Origin of the sequence: Sphingomonas sp. PP-CC-3A-396, from assembly GCF_004343105.1 — a bacterium.
GTDB lineage: Bacteria > Pseudomonadota > Alphaproteobacteria > Sphingomonadales > Sphingomonadaceae > Sphingomonas.
In genome coordinates, this window is record NZ_SLYF01000003.1 from 318,303 (window position 1) to 342,397 (window position 24,095).

At 67.2% G+C, this 24,095-nt stretch carries 18 protein-coding genes; 9 read left to right on the top strand and 9 right to left on the bottom strand.

The genetic code is table 11. The features are described 5' to 3' along the window. Window positions 1-110: 110 nt before the first annotated feature. The 7 genes from C8J40_RS07605 to C8J40_RS07635 form a co-directional block, all read right to left on the bottom strand. Window positions 111-1,385 carry a histidine-type phosphatase gene (locus C8J40_RS07605; protein ID WP_132896482.1) on the bottom strand — a complete coding sequence of 425 codons (1,275 nt, stop codon included), beginning with the start codon at window positions 1,383-1,385 and terminating at the stop codon, window positions 111-113. Further along, complete coding sequence (locus tag C8J40_RS07610; protein WP_132896483.1) at window positions 1,385-4,294, bottom strand: TonB-dependent receptor; 2,910 nt, start codon at window positions 4,292-4,294, stop codon at window positions 1,385-1,387. The genes C8J40_RS07605 and C8J40_RS07610 overlap by 1 nt, the downstream gene beginning before the upstream one ends. Before the next feature lie 100 nt (window positions 4,295-4,394). Then, entirely contained in the window at window positions 4,395-5,318 is a 924-nt protein-coding gene (locus C8J40_RS07615; RefSeq protein ID WP_243693260.1) for a FecR domain-containing protein, read from the bottom strand. Further along, window positions 5,315-5,821 (bottom strand): RNA polymerase sigma factor, encoded by a 507-nt coding sequence (locus C8J40_RS07620; RefSeq protein ID WP_132896484.1) that lies wholly within the window; start codon window positions 5,819-5,821, stop codon window positions 5,315-5,317. The genes C8J40_RS07615 and C8J40_RS07620 overlap by 4 nt, the downstream gene beginning before the upstream one ends. A 110-nt stretch (window positions 5,822-5,931) precedes the next feature. Continuing rightward, window positions 5,932-6,849, bottom strand: a complete 918-nt coding sequence (locus C8J40_RS07625; protein WP_132896485.1) for a hypothetical protein — start codon at window positions 6,847-6,849, stop codon at window positions 5,932-5,934. 26 nt (window positions 6,850-6,875) lie between these two features. Then, entirely contained in the window at window positions 6,876-7,853 is a 978-nt protein-coding gene (locus tag C8J40_RS07630) for a TIGR03571 family LLM class oxidoreductase (protein ID WP_132896486.1), read from the bottom strand. Continuing rightward, a complete protein-coding gene (locus tag C8J40_RS07635; protein ID WP_132896487.1) occupies window positions 7,853-9,058 on the bottom strand; it encodes an MFS transporter in 1,206 nt (401 codons plus the stop codon). Before C8J40_RS07635 ends, C8J40_RS07630 begins: the two co-directional genes overlap by 1 nt. A gap of 108 nt (window positions 9,059-9,166) precedes the next feature. On the opposite strand from C8J40_RS07635, the gene C8J40_RS07640 reads away from it, so the two are divergent. Further along, window positions 9,167-10,075, top strand: a complete 909-nt coding sequence (locus C8J40_RS07640; protein ID WP_132896488.1) for a LysR family transcriptional regulator — start codon at window positions 9,167-9,169, stop codon at window positions 10,073-10,075. 13 nt (window positions 10,076-10,088) lie between these two features. Here the strand turns inward: C8J40_RS07640 and C8J40_RS07645 are convergent, their stop codons facing one another. Next, complete coding sequence (locus tag C8J40_RS07645) at window positions 10,089-11,447, bottom strand: chloride channel protein (protein WP_132896489.1); 1,359 nt, start codon at window positions 11,445-11,447, stop codon at window positions 10,089-10,091. 437 nt (window positions 11,448-11,884) lie between these two features. On the opposite strand from C8J40_RS07645, the gene C8J40_RS07650 reads away from it, so the two are divergent. The 7 genes from C8J40_RS07650 (at window position 11,885) to C8J40_RS07680 (ending at window position 21,980) form a co-directional block, all read left to right on the top strand. After that, the gene (locus tag C8J40_RS07650; protein ID WP_132896657.1) at window positions 11,885-12,199 is read left to right on the top strand and encodes a phosphonate transporter; all 315 of its coding nucleotides are present in this window, start codon (window positions 11,885-11,887) and stop codon (window positions 12,197-12,199) included. A gap of 10 nt (window positions 12,200-12,209) precedes the next feature. Next, the gene (locus tag C8J40_RS07655; RefSeq protein WP_132896490.1) at window positions 12,210-13,499 is read left to right on the top strand and encodes a sensor domain-containing diguanylate cyclase; all 1,290 of its coding nucleotides are present in this window, start codon (window positions 12,210-12,212) and stop codon (window positions 13,497-13,499) included. Between the two features lie 80 nt (window positions 13,500-13,579). Continuing rightward, window positions 13,580-14,716 carry an AMP-binding protein gene (locus tag C8J40_RS07660; RefSeq protein WP_132896491.1) on the top strand — a complete coding sequence of 379 codons (1,137 nt, stop codon included), beginning with the start codon at window positions 13,580-13,582 and terminating at the stop codon, window positions 14,714-14,716. A gap of 80 nt (window positions 14,717-14,796) precedes the next feature. Beyond that, the gene (locus C8J40_RS07665; RefSeq protein WP_243693261.1) at window positions 14,797-16,362 is read left to right on the top strand and encodes a sulfotransferase; all 1,566 of its coding nucleotides are present in this window, start codon (window positions 14,797-14,799) and stop codon (window positions 16,360-16,362) included. A gap of 141 nt (window positions 16,363-16,503) precedes the next feature. Continuing rightward, a complete protein-coding gene (locus C8J40_RS07670; protein WP_347812460.1) occupies window positions 16,504-19,068 on the top strand; it encodes a TonB-dependent receptor in 2,565 nt (854 codons plus the stop codon). Between the two features lie 59 nt (window positions 19,069-19,127). Beyond that, window positions 19,128-20,516, top strand: a complete 1,389-nt coding sequence (locus C8J40_RS07675) for a M20/M25/M40 family metallo-hydrolase (protein WP_243693262.1) — start codon at window positions 19,128-19,130, stop codon at window positions 20,514-20,516. Window positions 20,517-20,696: 180 nt separating this feature from the next. Continuing rightward, window positions 20,697-21,980 carry a DEAD/DEAH box helicase gene (locus tag C8J40_RS07680; protein ID WP_132734374.1) on the top strand — a complete coding sequence of 428 codons (1,284 nt, stop codon included), beginning with the start codon at window positions 20,697-20,699 and terminating at the stop codon, window positions 21,978-21,980. A gap of 85 nt (window positions 21,981-22,065) precedes the next feature. Here C8J40_RS07680 and C8J40_RS07685 read toward each other — a convergent pair whose 3' ends face one another. Next, window positions 22,066-22,974, bottom strand: a complete 909-nt coding sequence (locus C8J40_RS07685; RefSeq protein WP_132896493.1) for a LysR family transcriptional regulator — start codon at window positions 22,972-22,974, stop codon at window positions 22,066-22,068. An 86-nt stretch (window positions 22,975-23,060) separates the two neighbouring features. On the opposite strand from C8J40_RS07685, the gene C8J40_RS07690 reads away from it, so the two are divergent. Further along, window positions 23,061-24,095 carry an aldo/keto reductase gene (locus tag C8J40_RS07690; protein ID WP_132896494.1) on the top strand — a complete coding sequence of 345 codons (1,035 nt, stop codon included), beginning with the start codon at window positions 23,061-23,063 and terminating at the stop codon, window positions 24,093-24,095.

Consider the following 24,095-nt stretch of genomic DNA (forward strand, 5'->3'; position numbering starts at 1 on the left):
GGGAATATCCATGACAGCGATCGAGTCCTTCGATCGGCCGTTCCGGAGGCGTTATCGTCGGTTATTCTTGAGGGCGGCAGAAGCACCGGCGCCCTGCGTTTCGCACGCCGTCAATGTTGCGGGTCGGCCGACACCGTGCCGAGCAGGTGCGTCGTAAAACGTGGCAACGAACAGGGGTCGGCGCAACCGGCGATGGACAATGCGGCCAGCTCCGGCGGTGCGTCGATCGACAGCGGCGTGCGGTATCGCATCTGGTCGAGCCGTTGTGCGACATAGTTGATACGGACGACCTGCTGGCCGGTCGTGGTGAGACGCCAGACCTCGAACACGAGCCCGCCACCGGGTGCAGCTTCGCCCTTGCCATAGTCCCGCAGTTTCCAGTTCAGGCCGAGCAGTCCGGCGAGCATCGTCACGGTGCCGTCGTGTCCGCTGAGGACGACGATCTTCTCCGCATCGCCGATCGGATCGGCGAGTGCGGTCGCGCCGGCACCGCGCTGGAGCGTCGCGAGCAGCCGCATCGCGAGGTAGCTGCTGGTCTGGCGTCCGACTTCCGGGGTGCGGGTGCGCAGGTCGATGCCGGCCCCGTGCACGATCAGCGCCTTGCCGATCGCCGCCGCATCGATCCCGCGCCATCCGGGGAAGGCGAGCCCGTCGGCATAGGCCATCACCAGGCTCTCGGCGATCCCGGCGACTTGCAGGCTGGGGGATGACAGGTCCGGTTTGCCATCGTCGATCCGCATCGCGACGGGGGTGTCGCTCAGCCGGCGCTGCACCCTGGTCCGCTCGACCGCCGAGCAGGGGATGCGGCGACATTGCAGCAACAGCGCCTCGAACCGGTCGCGATCGTGACCCTGTTGCGCGTCCCATGCGGCGAGGTTGCCGTCGACCCGCGCGGATATCGCCGCCAGTATCCGCTGCGGATCGAGTGGCGCGAGCGGCGTCTGCGGTGCCTCGAACAGCGGATCGGGGGCCGCGGCGGACTGGTGGATCGTCGCTGTACATCCCGGCGTCAGACCGGCGGCGAGTGCGGTGGCGGTCGCCTCGGTCCGCTGCGTATGGTTCGCCCAATAATAGACTGCGCAGTCGTTTGTGCCGAGCAGCCCGAGCTGCCGGTAATGGTCGCGATACCAGCCGCCGAGCATCGTCACGAGCGTCGCACCGTTCGCGGTCAGATGGCCCGGCGGCACCGCGAACCGCGGCCACGCCCGGCGGCTGTAGCGGCCGAGGTCTTCCGGGCTCGACATCGCGCTGCGCACGCCGTGGCGCATGACGATGACGACGCGTTCGAGCTTGTCCTGTGGCGGTGGTGTGGTCTGCGCCGCAACCGCCCCCGCCATGGTCGTGACGACCAGTGCGAAGCCGGCTGCGAGCGGTGCGACCCGCATCAGAACTTCGCCCGGACGCCGGCGGTGAACGTGCGGCCGTAATCCGTGTAGCCCGCAAACTGATTGTCGCGGACATATTGCCACTGGACGCCGCCGGCGACGTTCATACCCTGCACGACGAAGGTGACGTTCGGCGTGACCTTGTACGACATGTCGAAATCGAGACTGCCGAACGCGCTGTCGTTGTTCGCAGCAAGCCCGGCCCCGCCGACGTCGCGCAGCACGTTGCCGCGCCAGCTGTAGCTGACGCGTGCGCCGACGCGGTTCTTCTCGTAGAACGCCGTCAGGTTGAGGCTGTCCTTGGCGACGTCGACCAGCGCATCGCGGAACGTACCGCCCGTCGCCAGCGCATAGGTGCCGCCGGTCGCGGTGTGGGTGTAGTTCGCCTGCGCGCCGAGACCATCGAACGGCGCGGGGAGCATCTTGAAGAGCTGCTGATAGGCGATCTCGATCCCGGCGACATAGGCGTCGCCGCCGTTCTTCGGCGCGGTCAGGCGATAGGTCTGTCCGTCGAGGACGAAGTCGCGCGTCTGCTGGAACACGAAGGTGGTGATGTCCTTGTAGAACACGCCGCCGACCAGCGCGCTGCCGGGCGCGAAATACCATTCGACGGTGCCGTCATATTGCCACGCCTCGAACGGCTTCAATTCGGGGTTGCCGCCGACCGCGGTGAGGACGGTCGGGCTCGAATTGATCGTCAGCCGCGGGGCAAGATCGGCGAGCGACGGCCGGGTGATCACCTTCGACGCGGCGAACCGCATCTGCAACTTGGGGGTGAACTCGGCGACCAGATTGAGCGAGGGGAGGACATTGTCGTAGGTCTTCTCGTAGCTGACCGGCAACGCGACCTTGCCGTCGTCGGCATAGCCAGACGAGGTCTGGCGCGTCCGGGCATAGCGCACGCCGAGGTCGCCGCGCACCGCGATGCCACCGATCGGGAACGCGAAGTCGGCCATGCCGTAGCCCGCGAGGATCTCCTCGCCGATCGCATAGCTGTTGCGCAGATCGCCGCGCGCGAGCGGGGCGGCGAGCAACGCTTCCTTGCCGGTGGCGGCGGCGAGGAACTTGGCTGGGTCCGGTATCGCCCAGGTCGTCGGCAGATCGCCCTTGGCACCGTCCAAGAAGTCATCGACCGGGAACGGCACGAAATAGCTCGCGTCGAAATACTTGCCGGTGATGCCGCTGGTGAAGTTGATGTCGCGGCGATCATAGGCGCGCGTCCGCTTCTGGTATTTCGCACCGGCATGCAGCGCGCTGAACACGCCGGTCAGGTCGCGCGTGATGTCGAGCTTGGCGGCGCGTTCGCGGTCCTTCGAATCGTTGACGCGGTATTCGATCCGCCGCCCGGGCAGCAGCGCCGGGTTCGACAGGTCGGCGTTCAACAGCGTCACGTTGGGCAGCCGGTCGCCCGCCTTGCCGAAGTCGAAAATCGTCGCGCCGACCGTCCCGAGCAGGCGGGTGCGATAGATCGGCTCCGGCGTGTTCGAATAGGCCTGGCCGATGCTGCCGTCCGCGGCGATCGTCCAGCCATCCGCTTGCCACCGGGCGTTCGTGCCCACCAGCCAGTTCTTATATTGCAGCACGGACGTCTCGCGACCGATCTGCGTGGTCGAGGCGGTCGTCGTCGCGCCGGTCAGCACGCCATTCTCGATCACCGCGCTGCCCGGTACGATCCCGCGCGGCAGGCCGGCGCCATCCGCCGCCGAATAGGTCAGCTCGTCATAGGCGACGTTCAACCGGCTCCACAGCCCGTCGACGTTCAGCTCGAACCGATCGTCGGGCTTCCACTGCACCGCGCCGTTGAGGCCGATCCGGTCGCGCTTCTCCTGCTCGAGCGTCGGCCGGATCGCGGTGGGGATCAGGATTGTCTCGCTGTCGAGCGAGCCGTTGCCGTCGGTATCGATCTTGCCGTCCGCCCAGCCGACCCCGGTGATGCGGTCCTGTCGCGTGGTGCGCTCGTCATAGACGGCGGCGATCAGCGCGCCGATCTTGCCGTCGGGGCTCGCCCAGCTCGCCATGCCGGACAGGCGCGGATCGACCGTATCGGCAAGCCGCGGCGAACTCGCGGTGGCGGACAGCGACAGCACCGGCTTCTTCAGGTCGAGCGGGCGGAAGGTGCGCAGGTTGATGGTGCCGCCGATGCCGCCTTCGTCGAGGCTCGCGCGTGGGCTCTTGATCACCTCGACCGCGGACATCAGTTCGGAGGGCAGCGTGTCGAAGCGGAACTGGCGGCCGCTCTGGCCGCTGTCGCGGACGTTCTCATTGACCGCGACCGAGCGGTCGTTGAGCGTCACCACCTGGAAATTGGCACCGAGCCCGCGGATCCGGACGAACACGCCCTCGCCGCGATCGCGGACGATCGATACGCCGGGCACGCGCTGAAGCGCCTCGGCGATGTTTTGCGCGGGGAACTTGCCGATGTCCTCGGCCTTGACGACGTCGATGACGTTGGTCGCCTTGCGCTTCTGCGCGAGCGCGGTGGTCAGGCTACTGGCATAGCCGGTGACGACGATATCGGCGGTGTCGCCCTGCGAGGCGTCGGTCGCCACCGTCTGCGGCGCGGCGCTAACGACCGCACCCGATACGAGCAACGCGCCATTGGCCTCGCGACGCACGGTTAGCGGCGTGCCTGCAATCAGGCGCTCGACCGCAGCCTGCGGGGCCATCGTACCGTTGAGCGCGGGCGCGGTCATCCCGGCGACCGCGGCGGGCGTGAACAGGATGTCGGTGCCGCTCTGGCGGGCGAGCGTCTCGAGCGCCTTGCCGAGCGGTTGGGCTGCGAGATGCAGGGTTACGCGCGCCTGCGCGGTCGCGGCGGTGGCAAGAAACGCGGTCGACAGCGCGGCAACGGCGGCGCCCAGCACGAACGATCGGCGCAGACGCCGGCGATTGGTGATCACGGTGTTCATCCCCCCAAGGAAGGCGGCGATGATGCCGCACCTCCTCGACGGGCGTGGATCGATCTACCCCACCCCCCCCAAGGCGAGTTGCGGCGAATTGCGGCGAACTTTATCCGCCGAGCAGGACCGCGCCCTCGATCGTCCGCACCCGCAGCGCGAGCAGCGTGGCGAGCGACCGGCCGAGCGCGACGTTGTCGCCCATCCGGTACATCCCGCTGACGCGCACTCCGGCAACCGCGGGGTCGGCGATCACCAGCCGGGTCGTGCTGTAGCGGTTGGCCTCCTCGGCGACTGTCGTCAACGTATCGTCGTGGAACGCCGCGCGGCCGCTCGTCCAGGCTTGCGTCGCGGCGAGGTCGGGGCGGTCGATCCGGCCATCGACCAGGCGCTCGCCACCGGTCAGCTGCCTTGCGCCGCCGGTGGTCTCTGTAGCGCTGCCCTCGATCGCGGTCACCGCTACCCGGTCTTCGCGGTCGCGGCGCAGGTCGAACCGGCCTGCGCTTGCGGTCATGTCCCCTCGCCCCGCGTCGATCGTGAACGGTATGGTCCGCGGCGTCACGGTCAGGTCGACCCGACCGCGCTCAAGCCAGAGCTGGCGCCGCTCCGCGGTCGCGATCAGGCGAACACGCGTTGCCGCATCAAGCAGCAGCGACGAGCCATCGCGAAGCCCGATCCGCCGCTGTTCGCCGATCCCCGTCTCGTACGGCGTCGCGGCGTGCGCGGCCTGGAATGCGATCGTTCCGCCGGCGGTCGTCGCGGTCAGCGCCATGAGACCGGCAAGCGCCCGGCGCCGCGTCACCGGTGCGCGCGACGGCGCCGTCCCCGGCACCATGTCCCAGAGATCGGTAGCACGCTCGAACCGTTCGGCATGATCGGGGTTCGCGGCGAGCCAACGCCGGAAGCCCGCCGCGTCCTGCGCGGTCGCGTCGTCGGCATTGAGCCGCGCGATCCATTCTGCCGCGCTTCGGTTGGTTGCAGCCGGGTTCGCATCGAAGCTGTTCGAGGGACGGCGGCCGGGCATCGCGAAACTCACCAACCCTCCGTCCAATCGGCCAAGAAGGTCATAGCCTTGGCCATGTGCTTCTCGACCGCGCCCTGGCTGATGTCCAGCCGCTCGGCAATCTCGCGGTATTTGTACCCGTCGAGCCGCTGCATCAGAAAAATCTCGCGGGTCCTGGGCGTCAGCCGGTCGATACCCTCGCGGACGCGCGCCAGTCGCGCCTTGGCGATCATCACCTCGTCCTGGATCGGTGCGGGATCGCGCAGCCAGTCGATCGCCTCGGCTGGTTCGCACGCCCCGCGCACCGCCTCCCGGCGAAACGCATCGCGACCCCGGTTGACCGCGGCGTGGACCAGGAACGCCTCGTCGTTGCGCGGCGCGGTCGCCAGCCCCGCCATGCTGACATAGGCGTCATGGAGCAGGTCCTCACCATCCGTGCGCCGCGTCATCCGCTCGACCTGAGCGCGCAAACGCGACCACCCCTGCCACAGACCGCGTGGCGCAGGATCGGTGGCGGTGAGGTTGGCGGCAGTCATCCCCCGACCGGGTATGAGCCTGCCGGTACAGTTTGATGACGTCGCGGGGTCGAATCAATGACACGGACATCGCCGATCCCGAGCCGTCCTCACCGCGACGTCAACGATCGCTAGTCGACGGAGCCCGTGTGCATCAGACCGCGCACGTCGGCGGCCACCTGATTGTTGGCGCCGAGCCGCTCGATCAGCTGCGCCTGACGGCTGCCGCGCAACCCGGCGGTGGTGAGCTGCTTGACGCGGACATAGGTATAAACGCCGCTGACCGCGAACGCCGAGACATACGCAATATGCGCCTTTTGCGCGGCGTGCGTTGCGGTGAACGCGTCGGATTCGAAGAACGCGCGCCGGGTCAGCGGGCTTTCGAAGGCGAGTTCGATCACCGCGATCCGTGCGCGCTCCGGGGGTACCAGATGATCAACATTGGGTGCCGGCGGGGCGGGTTCGGCATTATCGTAGCGGTCCGGCACATGCAGACGAAGCTTCAACACCGCGGCGTCGGCGGCGAGCGTTTCGGCGAACTCGGTCATGAACGTCGCGAACGTCCCGGCGTCGCCGTCGGCTGCGCCGAAGTGGACGTGGATACGGTCGAAGCCGTCGTCGCCATTGGGGATCGGATCGGCGATGCGGTCGACCAGCGTGCGCGATCCGTTGGGCAGCGCATAGGCGACGGTGGCCGCGAACATGTTCTGCTCGTCGGCGAACAGGATGTGGCTCGCCGCGTTGAAGACGTCCTGGTCGGCCTTCGACTCGAACCCGATCTCTACCCCGCCGTCGAGTTCATAATCCGCGAACGGCGCGATGCCGTCGATAGCCGGCCAGAGATGCGCGTCCTGCTCGCGGTTCAGATGGTTCTGGACGTACCAGCCGAGACCCGGAATGCGCGAACACAGCGGGCCGTGGACGTCGCGCCAATAGGTGGCGAACACGTCATGCGGCACGCGGGGGCGGCGCAGGACGGTCGTGTAGCTGTTGATCGCGATACTCGCGTCGCGCGATGCGTAATCGGTCGTGGTGGAAACCTTGGGCATGGGTGACATCCTGATGAAAAGGGGGGTTAACGCGCGTCAGTGGGAAAGTGCGGCAGGACATAGGTCGCGAGTTCGTCGGCCACGTCGGCAAAGGGGCGTCGCGACGGCTTGGGGTTGAGTGCGACGTGCGCCACGCCCTCGTCCCGCTGACGCTTCCAGAGGTCGATCAGCGCGTTGCGACCGCTGCGGATACCGCCGCTGGCATAGGCCAGCGGTGCATCCGGGTCCGCGAGCAGGTCGAACATCGCGCCATAGCCGTACGGCTTATACGGGCCGGCGGCGGTTGCCGTTCGCCACCGCGCGAGAACGTCGGGCAGACGCCGCGCGTCGCTGAGATGCCAGATCCAGCCATCGGTGTTCGCGCCGAGCCAGTCCAGCGTCTGCCCCGCGCGACCGATCCCGAGGATCGGCAATCGCGGTCCGACCGGCTTGGGGACCATGTCGATGCTGCCGTCGAGCGTGCCGTAATACGCAGACGCATGCCGGGCGAACGACCGTTCGGTCGCGGCGCGGATGACGTCGATCGCATCGCGGTAGCGTTCGGGACGATCGTCGAGGTTGCTGTCGAACGCCGCGAACTCCGACGGCCGGTCGCCGGTCGACAGCCCGAGCAGAAAGCGCCCGCCGAGCAACTGGTCGACGCTTGCCGCCTGCTTGGCGACGATCAGCGGATCGCGCAGCGGCAGGACGATACCCGCCGTGCCGATCGCGATCCGAGTCGTCTGCGCGGCGAGCCATCCGGCATAGACCATCGGATCGAGGACTTGCCCGACATCGCCGAAGCTCGGATCGTAGAACGGCACGTCGCGCAGCCAGATCGCCGCGAAGTCGAGCGCATCGACCTTTCGCGCCAGTGCCGCGTGATCGGCGAGCGTCGGCCACGGTGCGGTCGGATAGGCTTCGAGCGGGGCGATGAAGCCCAGCGTCAGCCGGCCGGGCTGGAACACGCGCGCATAGGCGGCGTGTCCGGCCAGATCCGGTGCCAGTGCGTCCGGCGTGTCCATCAGCTGACGCTCCGGGCCTTCAGCCGGTGCACCAGCGGTGTCACCAGCACCGCGAGGATCGCGATCGCGGCGGCAACATGGCCGACCGCGCCGAGCCCGAGATGCTGGATCACCGAACCGCCGATGATCGCGCCGAAGCCGATGCCGGCATTGGCCATCGACACGTTGAGCGTGCCCGCCAGCGCCTGCGCATGGCTCGCCGACTGCATCACGCGCACCTGGCAGATCGGGTAGAGCGCGGTGTTGGCGATGCCCCAGACCGCGAGCGCGATCGCCAGCCAGACGGTCGAGCCTGCGACCAGTGTCGTCGCGGCCATGCCGATCGCCAGCACCAACGCCGTGATCGCCGTGACCAGCAGCGGCCCCCGGCCGACGAACTGCCCGCCCAGCCAATTGCCGGCGAGACCGACGATCCCGAAGCCCATCAGCCACCAGCCGACCCGCCCTGCCGGGATATGTGCGATCTGCTCGAGCGTATCGGCGAGATAGGTATAGGCGGTGAACATCGCAGTGAAGACGATGACCGACAGCACGACGTTGCCGAGGAAATACGGGTCCTTGAGGATGCGTGCCTGTTCGGCGAGCTTGACGCGCGCGGGGCGTGCCAGCGTCGGCATCACAACGAGCAACAGCACCGCCATCAGCAGCGACAGCCCCGACAGCCCCCAGAACGTCCCGCGCCAGCCGAACGCGGTCGAGGCGAGCGTACCGAGCGGAATGCCGAGCACCATCGCGCCGGAAATCCCGAGATAGACGTTGGCGACCGCCTTGCCGGCCTTTTCGGGACCTGCGAGTTCGCCTGCGGTTTCGCTGGCGGTGCCCCAAAACACCGGTAGTGCCAGCGCCGGCAGGAACCGCGCGAGGCCGAGGACCCAGATATCGGGCGCTGCGGCGGCCAGAGCGTTCGCACCGGCGAAGATCACGAGGATCACGACGAACAGCCGCTTGCGCTCGAAGTGCGAGAGCATCGCGGTCAGGAACGGCCCTGCGAGCATGACCGTGAAGGCGAACAGCGTGACGAGCTGCCCCGCGACGGTGATCGAAATGCCGAGATCGCGCGCGAGGCTCGGCAACAGTCCGACGATGATGAACTCGGTGGTGACGATCACGAACGCGGAGATCGCGAGCAACAGCACGGCTAAGCCATGCCCCGCCGACTTCGTGCCCGGCGGGGCGGCGTGGATAGGATGGCTGGGGGACGACATCGGCAAAGGGCTCCTGAATGGCGCCCTCTCTACGCGCGACGAAAACGCACGTCGTGCGGCATTAATTCGTGCATAGAGCGACAATTATTCCATAATGGATGCACTGCCATGATCCCGTCGGAACGTCTCAAGGGTATCGAAGCCTTTGTCTGCACCGCCGATGCGGGCAGCTTCACCGCCGCCGGAGCGCGGCTCAACCTGACGAACTCGGCGGTCAGCAAGAGCGTCGCGCGGCTCGAGGCGCGGCTGGGCAGTCGGCTGTTCGAGCGCACGACCCGCCGCCTGACGCTGACCGACGTCGGTGCCGCTTTTTACGAAACATGCGTGCGGGTACTCGGCGAGCTTGCCGATGCCGAGGCGGTGCTTGCAGCGCACCGATCGGAGATCGTCGGGCGGTTGAAGGTCGACGTGCCGATCGCGTTCGGGCGGATGCAGGCGATGCCGCTGCTGCTCGCCTTTGCCGAACGCCACCCGAACTTGCGCCCGAGCATCACCTTCACCGACCGCAAGATCGACATCGTCGAGGAGGGCGTCGACGTCGCGATCCGGATCGGCGCGGGGGAACCCTGGCCGGACAATCTCGGTCACCGCTACCTCGGCAGCGAGCGCGTCATCATCTGCGCATCCCCCGCCTATCTGGAGCGGCGGGGCATGCCTGCGAATGCCGATGCGCTCGCGGCGTTCGACTCCATCCTCTATGGCCGCGGCGATGGCAGCACGGCCAACTGGCGGTTCGCCCGCGACGCCGGGCGCATCGAGGAATACCCGATGGAAGCCCGCATCGTCCTCGGCAGCGCCGAAGCGCAGGTCGGCGCGGTGAAAGCAGGGTTCGGGATCGCGCAGCTCGCGACGTGGCTGATCAAGGACGAGCTAGATCGCGGCGAGCTTGTCGAGATCCTCCCGGAACTGGCGACGGTCGGCCTGCCGCTGCATCTGGTCTGGCGCCGAAGCCGCCAGCTTACGCCCAAGGTCGACGCGCTGCTCGAAGCGCTGACCGAGGGGTTGCGGATCGAGTGACCGGCGGTGCCGGTCAGCGTGCCGGGGTGACGGGCGGGACGGCGGACGGCTGGGCGGCCGGGACGGCGAACGTCCTGGACAACCCGTGATAGAGTTTCTCGCGGCAGACCCACTGGCTGGCGGCGTCGGCGATGAACGCGGTCGCGAACATCGGCAGCATCAGCCCCCGGCTCGCAGTCGTCTCGGACAGGATGATGACCGCGGTCAGCGGCGCGCGGACGACGCCTGCGAAATAGGCGACCATGCCGAGGATGACGATCGCGCTCGCCGGCTCGCCGGGGAACACCTGACGCAGCAGATTGCCGACACCTGCACCGACCGCGAGCGATGGCGCGAAGATCCCGCCCGGCAGCCCTGCGATCGCGGTCGCGGCGGTCGCCAAGAACTTGGCCGGTCCGAACCACAAGGGCGCATCGACCCCGACGATCATCGCGCGCGCCGCGGAATAGCCGGTGCCCCAGGTCAACCCGGTCGCCACGCCCAGAACCGCCACCACCACGCCGCAGCCGCCCGCGAATGCGACCGGGTTGGCGCGGGTCCACTGCGTCACCCGGTTGCGGGCGAGCGCCATCGCCAGCAGCGTGCGCGAGAACAGGCCACCCGCCATCCCGCCGGCGATCCCCGCGACCGGTGCGACGAGCAGCGCCGACAGCAACGGCATATGCGCGCCGATCGCACCAAAATAGATATAGTCGCCCTGGACGGACTGCGCGACCATCCCGGCGATCACGATCGCGGCGAGTACCAGCAGCGTCACGCGCTGTTCATAAGCCGACGCCAGTTCCTCGATCGCGAACATCAGTCCGGCCAGCGGCGTGTTGAAGGCGGCGGCGACGCCTGCCGCACCGCCGGCGATCAGCACGCCGCCACGCAGCGGTACGCGCAGGATGCGGTGCGTCGCCCCCATCACCGCGGCGGCAAGCTGGACGGTCGGTCCCTCGCGCCCGACCGACGCGCCACCGAGCACCGCGCCGATCGTCAGCACCGCCTTGGCCGCGACCGTATGCACCGAGATCAGCGTTCGCGTCGCGGCATTGGGATCGGCCTGCGCGGCGATGACCTGCGGTATTCCCGATCCCCGCGCGAACGGTGCGTATCGACGGGTGAGCCAGACCAGCGCCATGAACGTCAACGGAGTCGTCAACAATGGCAACCAGTGCCAGCGGCGGGCATAGCCGGCGAACATCGCCGCCGCCCGGTCAGCCGCCTCGGCGAACAGCGTCGCAACGATGCCGACGAGGATCGCACCGACGAGGATGGCCGCGCGCGTCCGGAACTGGACCGAGCGAGGACCTCGCGCTCGAAGCAGCGCGCGATACCGGGACGGGGTCCAGCGCTTTGCCGGCATCAGACGATCGAGAAACGCAGCCATGAGGCCGACCTAGATCAGGACGCGGGCGGCGTCACCCCGATGCGAACCTCTGTCCGAGACTCCTACGATGCGGGAGCAGAAGCGGATGCCGTGGTAAGACAGACGCGGGCACGCTTGCGCGCGACCATGACGCACATGCGGCGCGGCACCGCCAATCGCTCCAGCCGACCATCGGGTGCGGCGTCTTGGCGTCGACAGCGGGAGCGTCGCCAACCGGCGTAATGGAGCGCGGCAACCGCAAACTCGGCCGCGTACATGCGCGCTCGAGCCGGGTCGTGTGCGGCCCCTCGGCGCGATCCCTAACGCACTGCGACCCGACACTATTCTTAGCTGAAGTTTAACGATCTTGCGGCATCATCCAGCCGTTGAGGGAGCTATTGTTCGTGCCGACCAAAGATGCGAGTTTTGACGTCGTTTCGCTGAACGATCTCGAGTCCATGTCCGACGAAGACCGCGACGCGCTGCCGTTCGGGGTGGTAGGCTTCGGGGCGGACACGATCGTGCAGACCTATAACGCGACCGAGGCGCGGATGTCGGGACTCGATCCCTCGACGGTCATGGGTGTGCCGTTCTTCGACGCCGTCGCGCAGTGCATGAACAACTTCCTGGTTGCGCAGCGGTTCGAGGACGAGCCGGATATCGATGACATCGTCCCCTATGTGCTTACCTTGCGGATGCGCCCGACGAAAGTTCGCCTGCGGCTGCTCGCGGACGCGGGGATGCCACGCCGCTACATCCTGATCGAACGATGAGGTTGCATCGATGACCGGCAAGTCGAGCGAGGAACAGCTCCTAGAATTCCTGTATGCGTGCCCCGTCGGGTTGATCGAATGCGACCTGACCGGCGATATCGCCTTGATGAACCCGCATGCGATGCAGCATCTGCTACCGCTTGCCGGGCCGCGCGATGCCGGCAATCTGTTCACCGCGTTCGAGCAGCACGCCCCCGAATTGCGGAGCATCGTCGCGGGCTATGCAGCCGCTACCGGCAAGATCTGCGACGGGCATCGGATCTTCGTCGATCTCGGTCAGGGCCGGCGCGCACAGGCACCAAAGGTGCTCGCCTGCACGATCGTCAAGCTGGGCGCGGATCGCCTGATGGTGACGCTGAGCGATATCAGCCAGCAGGTCGTCCAGGAGGAGCGGCTGCGGCAGGCGGATACCTGGTTCGCGACACTGCTGGACGGGGTCAACGAATATGCCGCGCTCTCGATCACGCCGGATGGCCGGATCGCGTCCGCCAATGCCTGCTTCACCAAGCAGACCGGTCGTGACTGCACCGCGGTGACCGGTCATAATCTGGCGGACGTTCTCGACAGCGACACATCCGGTGGCGATCTGCGTCTCGACGAGCAGCTCGAAATCGCCGCGCGCGATGGCTGGCATCTGCAAGAGGGGTGGCAGCAACGCGCCGATGGCGAACGCTATTGGTGCCAGCGCCTCGTGGTCGCGCGATCCGAGGGCGATGGTCCGCGCCCGACCGGCTTTTCGGTGATCCTGCGCGACGTCCCGCGGCGCGAGGCGGCCGCCGAGGACATGCGCCGCCTGCTGACCTGCGATCACCTGACCGGCGCGTCGAACCGCCGCCACTTCAGCCAGATCATGGAGCGCGAGCAGGCGCACTGGCGCGAGCTGCGGCAGTCATTGTCGCTGATCGTCCTCGATCTCGATCATTTCAAGGCGGTCAACGACACGCATGGCCATCCGGTCGGCGACGTCCTGCTTCGTCGGGTCGCCGAGGTCTGCACGCTGCTTCTGCCGCCCCGCGGCATCTTCGCGCGACTGGGGGGCGAAGAATTCGGCGTCCTGCTGCCCCGCTTCGATCACGAGCAGGCGATCGGGTTGGCCGACGACATGCGCAAGGCCATCGCCGCACTGGAATTGGACACGCCGCGCGGGCCGCTAAAGGTCACGGCAAGCCTGGGCTGTGCGACGCTCGACGAGGCCGGCGGATCGATCGATGCGGTCATCGCGCTCGCCGACAAGCGCCTCTATGCCGCCAAGCGCGAAGGACGCAATCGGGTCTATCGGTCCACCGCCTGCGCGGCGTGACGGTAACCGCCCTCCCCCGCGCCGCCATCTCCCGGACCGCCCTCTCCCGCGCGGCCGTCCACCGGATCGCGTGCGCCGTCATGGCCGCAGAACTACGCCGCTGGCGCGCAACCGGCGCCGCGTCGGTTCAGCCGGACGACTGGCCCGAAGCCCTGCCGATCGGCGACGACGGACTGGGGCTGGACTCGATGGAGCAATTGGGCGCGCTGGGCGCGTTGGCGGAGACGTTCTGCCTCGACGACGCGCTGCTGGGCCGGGAACCGCCGCGCATCGTCGGCGAGTGGATCGATTGGATCATGCTCGGACAGGATGCGACCAATGGTCGGATGACCGTTCGGACATCGGGGTCGACCGGCAGTCCCAAGTCTTGCGCCCATGCCACCGTCGACCTGCTCGACGAGGCCGCGTTCCTCGCGACGCAGCTTGCCGGACGCCGCCGCGTGGTGGCGCTGGTCCCCGCGCATCATCTCTACGGAATCATCTGGACCGCGCTGCTGCCGGCTGTGCTGGATGTCCCGGTCGTCGTTCGGACGATCGGCACGCCGCTCGATCTGACCGCGGGAGACCTCGTCGTCGCCGTACCGGACCAGTGGCGCGCGATCGTGCGCCTGACCCGCTGCTTTCCCGCGGACGTCGTCGGCGTAAGCTCGGCGGGGCCGCTCGACGACCGGCTGGCGGCCGACCTGCTCGCGGTCGGGCTGACGCGACTGGTCGACATCTACGGCTCCTCGGAAACCAGCGGTATCGCGCTGCGCGATCTGCCGGCCACGGCGTATGCGTTGCTGCCACGATGGCAGCTGATCCCCTCCAGCACCGCGCAAGGTGACGGCACCGGCGCATGGCAGCTGCGTGACGCGCGTGGCGAGCATCATGACCTGCCCGACCATATCGAGCGGATCGGTGACCGCAGCCTGCGTCCGATCGGCCGGCGCGACGGCGCGGTGCAGGTCGGCGGCCACAATGTCTGGCCCGGACGCATCGCCGACAGGCTGCGGGCGATCGACGGGGTCGCCGACGCGGCGGTGCGACTGCACGTCGACGGTCGGCTGAAGGCGTTCATCGTGCCGGACGATGATGATTGCGACGCCGACGAACTCCGCGGGCGGATCGACCGGACGGCGGCCGATCAACTGACGGGACCCGAACGGCCAAAGTGGATCCGGTTCGGAGCTGTGCTACCGCGCGATGCGATGGGGAAGCTTTGCGACTGGGGGTGACCTGCGCAAAGATCCGGCACCGCTGGGCCGCGTGACGGCGCGCTTGACGTCCACGTTGCGCGTCGCGACTGTCCGGACCGATGGCTTCCACCGCTCCCCCCCGCTGGCCTGACGATCTGATGCAGGCGGCGCTGGCATTGCACGACAACCAGCTTCACGTCGCCGAACCGCTGCTGAAGGCGTATCTCAAGCGCGATCCGTTCGATGCGCGTGCAATCCGGATGCTGGCCGAACTGGCAGGGCGGATCGGCCGCTATGGCGATGCGGAGGCGTTGCTGCGGCGCGCGGTCGAGCTGGCGCCGGGCTTCACCGCGGCGCGCGCAAACCTCGCGCTCGTGCTGTACCGCCAGAACCGCGCGCCCGAGGCGCTGACCTTGCTCGATGCGGTGATCGCGGACGAGCCGGACAATCCGGGGCATGCGAATTTGAAGGCCGCCGCACTTGGCCGGCTCGGCGGGTTCGAGGATGCGATCGCGCTGTACGAGAAGGTCCTGCACGACGCGCCGGGCCAGCCGCGCGTGTGGCTGAGCTATGGGCATATGCTCAAGACGGTCGGGCGTCGCGACGACGGCATCGCCGCGTATCGCCGCGCGCTGTCGCTGCTGCCGACGCTGGGCGATGCGTGGTGGAGCCTCGCCAACCTCAAGACGGTGAAGTTCGAGGACGATGATATCGCGGCGATGGAGGCCGCCCTCGCGCGCGACGATCTGGACGACGAGGACCGCTTCCACCTCGATTTCGCGCTCGGCAAGGCGTTCGAGGACCGCCGCGATCCGGTGCAGTCGTTCGCGCATTACGCGGCGGGCAACGCGCTCCGCCGGACGCGGATCGTCTACGACGCGGACGAAACGACGGCGTTCGTCGACCGCAGCATCGCGCTGTTGACGCCCGAATTTCTTGCGGCTCGGCCCGATCACGGGTCGACTGCGCCAGACCCGATCTTCGTGCTCGGGATGCCGCGCGCGGGCTCGACGCTGATCGAGCAGATCCTGGCCAGCCACAGCCTGGTTGAGGGGACGACCGAGCTGCCCGACATGCCGGCGCTGGCGCGTCGCATCGCCCACTATCCGCAGGGACTGGAGGCGCTATCCGCCGACGCGTTGCGCGACATCGGCGAAGACTATCTGCGTCGTGCCGCGATCCAGCGACGCACCGATCGGCCGTTCTTCATCGACAAGCTGCCCAACAACTGGGCGCATGTCGCGCTGATCCACCTCGCGCTGCCCAATGCGCGGATCATCGACGCACGTCGCGATCCGCTCGACTGCTGCTTCTCGAACTTCAAACAGCATTACGCTAGAGGGCAGACTTTCAGCTATTCGCTCGACGATCTCGGCCGCTATTACACCGACTATGTCCGGCTGATGACGCATGTCGACGCGGTGCTGCCTGGCCGTGTCCACCGCGTCGATCACGAGGCTTTGCTCGACGATACCGAGGCCGAAGTCCGCGCGTTGCTCGCGGCCTGCGGACTGGATTACGAGCCTGCCTGCCTCGCGTTTCACGAGACCGAGCGCGCGGTCCGCACCGCGAGTTCCGAACAGGTACGTCGGCCGATCAATCGCGACGGGGTCGATGCCTGGCGTCCCTACGACCAGTGGCTTGAGCCGTTGCGATCCGCCCTGGGACTCGCCGCGCCGACCTGACCCGTGGCGAAAACGTCACGGATGCGTCACAAAATGTTTATTGCCGCGAAGCTTCGTTTGACGTTTGTTGCGCCGCAACACAGGTTGCGGACACAAATCGTCGTGGGGGCAACGAGCATGCACATAATCGATCGTCGCGTAGTGATCGCGTCGCTCTTGGCGTCATCGGCCATCGTCACGCCAACCTTCGCGCAAACTGCGACCACTGCCGCGCCGACCACCGCCCCGCCGACCATCGCCCCGCCGACCACCGCTGCGCCGACCCCGGACGCGACGGCACCACAGGCCGGGGAGTATGAAGGCGATATCGTCGTCACCGCGCAGAAGCGCGACCAGAATATCCAGGCGGTCCCGATCAGCATCCAGGCGATCGGCACCAAGCGGCTCGACGATCTGAACATCTCGAACTTCAACCAGTACACGCAGTTACTGCCGTCGGTGTCGTTCCAGACGACGCAGCCGGGCTCGACGGTCGTCTACATGCGCGGCGTCGCATCGGGTGGCGACGGCAACCACTCGGGTCCGCTGCCCTCGGTCGGCACCTATCTCGACGAACAGCCGGTCACGACGATCGGTGGTACGCTCGACGTCCACATCTACGACATCGCGCGGATCGAGAGCCTCGCCGGGCCACAGGGCACGCTGTACGGCGCGTCGTCCGAAGCCGGCACGATCCGGATCATCACCAACAAGCCCGATACGAGCGATTTTTACGGCCGCGTCGACGGCGAGGTGAACAGCGTCAAGTCGGGCGGGATCGGCAGCAAGATCGAGGGCATGCTCAACATGCCGCTGTCGCAGTCCGCCGCGCTGCGCGTGGTCGGCTTCTACCAGCGCGATGCCGGCTTCATCGACAACGTCGCCGGATGCCGCAGCTATCTGCCCGAACCGACTCCGACCTCGTGCACCTCGGCGAATGGCGGCGTGGTGGTCGACAACGCCGCATTCGTGAAGAAGAACTACAACGACACCGAGACCTATGGCGGCCGAGCCGCGCTCAAGGTCGATCTCGACAGCAACTGGACCGTGACGCCGACCGTCCTGTACCAGGAACAGCGCAACCACGGCACCTATGGCTACGACCCCAAGGTCGGCGATCTCGAGGTCCAGCATTTCTTTCCTGAATACCGCCGCGACCGCTTCATCCAGGGCGCGCTGACGATCGAGGGCAAGGTCGGCAACTGGGACGTCACCTATGCCGGCGCGTATCTCGACCGGAAAACATTCACGTCGAGCGACTATACCGATTATGCCGAAGCGTATGACTCGGCCTATTCCTCGGTCGGTGGGCTTGCCGGCTATTTCTTTTACCAGGACAATGCCGGCCGGACGATCGATCCGCGGCAGAAGATCATCGGCACCGATCACTTCAAGAAGACCAGCCAGGAACTGCGTGTCGCATCGCCCGTCGAGGACCGGTTCCGGATCGTCGCCGGCGCCTTCTATCAGCGCCAGACCAACGCGATCTTCCAGGATTACCAGATCGCCAATCTCGGCACCGCAGTGTCGGTCAACGGCTCGCCGGGCACCTTGTGGCTGACCAAGCAGAAGCGCGTCGACAAGGATTACGCGATGTTCGGCGAGGCGAGCTTCGACATCCTGCCGAACCTGACCGCGACGGCGGGTGGCCGCGCGTACATCTACGACAATTCGCTGATCGGCTTCTACGGGTTCGGGCGCAATCCCGCGGTCGATCCGGACGATGGCCGGCCCTACACCGCCACGCCGTTCAATGCCGCGGGCAGCAGCCAGACCGGCGTCGCGGGCTGTTATCTGGCGAACGGCCAGACCTTGCGGGACGCCTATCTGAGCGGTGGCGACACCTCGACGTTGTTGCCCGCAGCCGTGTCGGGCTCGCCGTGTACCAATCTGGCGACCTATACGACCACCGGCCTGATCCCCAAGAAGACGCAGGGGCAAGGCGCGACCTACCGCTTCAACCTGACGTTCAAGCCCACCGACACGGTCATGGCCTATGCCACCTTCTCGCGCGGTTTCCGACCGGGCGGGATCAACCGCCGCGGCGACGTCGCGCCGTATGATGCGGATTTCCTGACCAATTACGAGCTCGGGCTGAAGACCACCTTGTTCGACCGGCTGCGGTTCAATGCGTCGATCTATCAGCAGGCGTGGGACAAGTTCCAGTTCTCGTTCCTCGGGCTGAACAGCTTCACGATCATCCAGAACGGGCCGAATGCGCGGATCAGGGGGGCGGAGGCGGATGCGAACTTCTCGACGGGCGGCCTGTCGCTGACCACGGCGGCGGCGTATACCGATGCCAAGACGCGCAGCGATCTGTGCGCGACGCAGATCTGTAGCGGCGACGGTACCGATGTGCTCGCACCATCGGGCACACGCCTGCCGATCACGCCGCGGTTCAAGGCGAGCGGCACGGCGCGCTACAGCATGCCGATCGGCACGGCGAAGGCGTATATCCAGGGGCTGGTCGCGCATCAGAGCTCGGCGTCGGCGGATATCCGACTGGCGCAGGCGGCAACGCTGGGACGGCTCAAGGCCTATACGACGGGCAATGCCTCGGTCGGCGCGGAGGTTTCGAACTTCACCTTCGAGGTGTTCGTCCAGAACCTGTGGGACGAACGCGCGCAACTGTCGCGGTATCAGCAATGCGGGACGTGTTCGCAGCGGACCTATATCGTCACCAGCACGCCGCGGACGATCGGGCTGCGCGCTGGGGCGAAGTTCTAAGACTGGCTCGTTGCGACCCTCCCCCGCCCGGGGAGGGTGGTTTTCTCCGAAGAAAGATGATGATGACGTCAAAGCTCAAGCTTCTCCTGGCCTGCACCGCCGCGATGACCGCCCTGCCCGCTGCGGCGCAGGCGCAGACCGCCGCGACCAACGGCCTCGAGATCGCCAAGAAGATGATCGCGTTTCGCAGCGTACGCGGTCCCGGCAACCAGACGCCGCAGCTTGCCGCCTATCTGAAGTCGGTGCTGGTCGCGGGTGGCTTTGCCGCGAGCGACGTGACGGTCACGCCGGTCGACGACACCGCCTATCTGGTCGCGACGTGGAAAGGCAGCGATGCGGCGTTGAAGCCGATCGTGATCTCCGGGCATATCGACGTGGTCGAGGCCAAGCCCGCCGACTGGGAGCGCGATCCGTTCACCCCGGTGGTCGAGAACGGCTATCTCTACGGCCGCGGCGCGACCGACATGAAGCTCGATGCGGCGCTTGCGATCGCCACGCTGCTCGACATGAAAAAGACGGGGTACACGCCCAAGCGCGGCATCGTCCTCGCGCTGTCGGGCGACGAGGAAACCGTCATGAAGACGTCGTCGCTGCTCGCCGACCAGCTCAAGAACGCCGAGATGGCGCTCAACATCGATGGTGGCGGCGGGCTGTACGGCGAAGAGGGCAAGGCGGAATATTTCACGATCGGCGCGGCCGAGAAGACCTATGCCGACTTCCAGCTCGAGACGACCAGCGCCGGCGGACACTCGTCCGCGCCGCGGAAGGTGAACGCGATCAACCAGCTCGCAGCCGCTTTGGTCAGGATCGGCGACTATCGCTTCACGCCGCAGCTGTCGCCGATCACCAAGGGCTATTTCGAGGGTGTCGCACCGCGCCAGACGCCCGAGATCGGCGCGGCGATGCGCGCCTTTGCCGCCAATCCCAAGGACCAGAAGGCGATCGAGACGCTTGCCGCCAATCCGGGGTATGTCGGCCAGATCGGCACGACCTGCGTCACATCGATGATCAACGGCGGTCATGCGCTCAACGCGCTGCCGCAGCGCGCGACCGCCAACATCAACTGCCGGATCTTTCCGGGCGTGAAACCCGCGACGGTGATGGCCGAGCTCGCCAGGGTCGCGGCTGATCCCGGCGTCAAGTTCAGCGACGTTACCGAAGGATCGAACCCGACCGACGCCTCGCCGCTGCGCGCCGACCTGACCGGTGCGGTGAAGAAGGCGATGGGCGCGATCCGTCCCGGCGTGCCGATCTTTCCGAGCATGTCGGCGGGCGCGAGCGATTCGATGTGGTATCGCTCGGTCGGCGTGCCGAGCTACGGCGTGAGCCCGACCTTCATCAAGCAATCCGACGACTTCAGCCACGGCCTGAACGAGCGCACGCCGATCGACAACATCCCGCTGGCGATCACCTATTACCGCTCGCTGCTGACCGATCTGACGAAGTAACGCGGAGACAGGGCGCGCGGTCCTCTCGCGACGTGACGAATTAATAGGGGAGCCGGGCATTAAATGCCGCCGCCCGGCTTTCTACATTGACGCAGTGCAGCATCACTTCTAGCTGCCCGCGCTCACCCTACGCTAAGCCCTTCGGCGCAGCTTGCCCAGCGCCGGAGGCGCCGCGTTACCATGACCATGACCTTTGCCGATCTCTCCCTCGCGCCGTTTTTGCTGCAGGCGCTAGCGGAGGAAGGCTATGTGAGCCCTACCCCGATCCAGGCGCAATCGATCCCGATGCTGCTGCAGGGCCGCGACATGCTCGGCATGGCGCAGACCGGGACCGGCAAGACCGCCGCGTTCGCGCTGCCGCTGCTCCACCGCCTAGCCGCCGATCCGCGACCGGCGCCCAAGGGCGGCGCACGTATCCTCGTCCTCGCGCCGACGCGCGAGCTGGTGTCGCAGATCGCCGCCGGCTTCGAGAGCTTCGGTCGGCATCTGAAGCCGAGCGTGATGACGATCTTCGGCGGCGTCAGCCAGTTCCACCAGGTCAAGGCGCTGGAAACCGGCGTCGACATCATCGTCGCTGCGCCGGGACGCCTGCTCGACTTGGTCGATCAAGGCGTTTGCGACCTGTCGCAGCTCGAAGCGCTGGTGCTGGATGAAGCGGACCAGATGCTCGACATGGGCTTTGCCAAGCCGATCGAGCGGCTCGTCGCGACGCTGCCGACGGACCGGCACACCCTGCTGTTCTCGGCGACGATGCCGAAGTCGATCGCCGCGCTGGCCGAGAGCCTGTTGCGCGATCCCGCCAAGGTCGAGATCGCACCGCCATCGACCACCGTCGACCGGATCGACCAGTCGGTGATGTTCCTCGACGCCGCCGACAAGAAGGCCGCGTTGCTCGCGTTGCTCAAGACGCCCGACATGGGCCAGGCAGTGGTGTTCACACTGCAAAAGAACATCGCCAACGACGTGTGCGCGTTCATCGGCGAGGCGGGGATCACCGCGGAGGCGCTGCATGGCAACAAGTCGCAGGGCCAGCGCGAGCGTGCACTCGACGCGTTCCGGGCGGGTACCGTGCAGGTGCTGGTCGCGACCGATATCGCCGCGCGCGGCATCGACGTCGATACCGTCACCCACGTCTTCAACCACGATCTGCCGAGCCTGCCGGAGAGCTATGTCCACCGGATCGGCCGCACCGGTCGCGCCGGCCGCAGCGGGTTTGCGATCACGCTGTGCGATGCCGAGCAGCGCGCGTGGCTGCACGACGTCGAGCGCGAGATCGGTCGCACGCTGACCGTGCAGGACGATCATGAATGGCATTGCGAAGTGGCGCGCCACTCGACCAAGCGCGCGCCCGTGCTGGGCGGCGGTCCGGTCAAGCAGGTCAAGCCGGCCAAGGCACCGCGCGAGCGGAAGGTCTGGACCGAGGAAGAGAAGATCGCTGCGCGGATGGCCGCCAAGGCCGCTTGATGTGATCCTGAGCGGCGTGACGGGACGAAGGAACCGCCCCGTCACGCCGCTCAGGATCACCGGTCTGAGTTGGGGCCGATAAAGCTCAGCCGGCGAGGCGGGCGGCCAGGAAATCGACGAACACGCGGACGCGCGCGGGCATGTTCCCACCGCCGACGAATACCGCATGGATCAGCTCAACATCGCCGGGATTGAAGTCGTCCAACACGGCGATCAGCCGACCAGCGGCGATATCGTCGACCACGCTGAACGCGCCAACCCGCGCGATGCCGACGCCCGCCGCGGCAAGCTGGCCAAGCGTTTCGCCGTTGTTCGCCTCGATATTGCCCTTCACCGACAGGGTGACGTCGCGTCCTTCGACGCGGAACGGCCAGACTGGCTCGACCCGACGAAAGTTGAAGTTGAGGCAATTATGCCGGTGGAGATCTTCGGGACGCATCGGCATGCCGCATCGCGCCAGATAGTCGGGTGCGGCGACGATCACCCGCCTGCTCTCGCCGAGCTTGCGCGCGGTCAACAGGCTGTCACCGAGCGGCCCGAACCGGATCGCCACGTCCGCCTGCCCCGCGGCCACGTCGGCGATCGTATCGGTCAATGCGAAGTCCACTAGGATATGCGGGTAGAGGCGCGCGAATTCGCCGAGTAGCGGCACGATGCACAACCGCCCGTGCGACAGCGCAGCGCTGATCCGCAGCCGTCCACGCGGCGCGCCCTGATCGGCGATCTGTTGCTCGGCATCGTCGAGATCGGCTAGGATCCGCCGGGCCATCTGAAGATAGGCCTGCCCTTCCGCGGTTGCCGTCAACGCGCGGGTGGAGCGGAGCAGCAGCCGTACCCCGAGCCGCGCCTCGATCCGATCGAGCGACCGGGCGACCGCCGATGGCGTCAGCCCCAACACCCGGCCCGCACCCGAGAAACTGCCTTCGCGCATCACCGTCGCGAACAGTTCGAGCGCGCGTGCCCGATCAGCCCCCAGACCTATCTTTGCGTTCATCTCACAAATCCTTCGCGCACGCGGCTGCTAATAGCTTGGCCTCGATCCACCCATCTATGCATCAGGTTAATAGCGGGGATATGGATATGGACTATCGGCAATTGGGATCCTCGGGACTGCGCGTCCCGGCCCTCAGCTTCGGAACGGCTACTTTCGGCGGATCCGGGCCGTTGTTCGGCGCATGGGGACACAGCGACGAGACCGAAGCGCGCCGCATGGTCGACATCTGCCTCGACGCCGGCGTCACGCTGTTCGACACCGCCGACGTCTATTCGAACGGCGCGTCGGAAACGGTACTCGGTGCCGCGATCAAGGGTCGGCGCGATCAGGTGCTCGTGTCGACCAAGACCGGACTGCCGATGGGCGATGGGCCCGGCGACTGGGGCACGTCCCGCGCGCGCCTGATCCGTGCGGTCGAGGCGTCGCTGCGACGTCTCGGCACGGATCATGTCGATATCCTCCAGGTTCACGCCTATGATGCGTCCACCCCGGCCGAGGAACTGATGGGGACGCTCGACACGCTGATCGCCGCCGGCAAGGTGCGCTACGCGGGAGTCTCCAACTATTCGGGCTGGCAGGTGATGAAGGCGCAGGCGATTGCCGACCGGTACGGCTGGCCGCGTCTCGTCGCGCACCAGGTCTATTACTCGCTGATCGGGCGCGCCTATGAAGCCGATCTGATGCCGCTCGGGGCCGACCAGGGTCTCGGCGCGCTGGTGTGGAGTCCGCTCGGCTGGGGCCGACTGACGGGCAGGATCGGGCGGAACCGGCCGATCCCCGCGGGCAGCCGTCTCCACGATACCGAGCAATTCGCGCCGCCGGTCGAGACCGACCATCTGTACCGCGTGATCGATGCGCTCGAGGCGGTTGCAGCGGACACCGCCAAGACCGTGCCGCAGGTCGCGATCAACTGGCTGTTGCGGCGCCCGACCGTGGCGTCTGTCATCATCGGCGCGCGCAACGAAGAGCAGTTGCGTGACAATCTCGGGGCGGTCGGCTGGGCGTTGTCGGCGGATCAGGTCGCCACGCTCGATGCCGCCAGCGATGTCCTGCCGCCCTATCCCCACACGCCGTACCGGCAGCAGGAGGGCTTTGCCCGCCTGAACCCCGCGCTGGTCTGA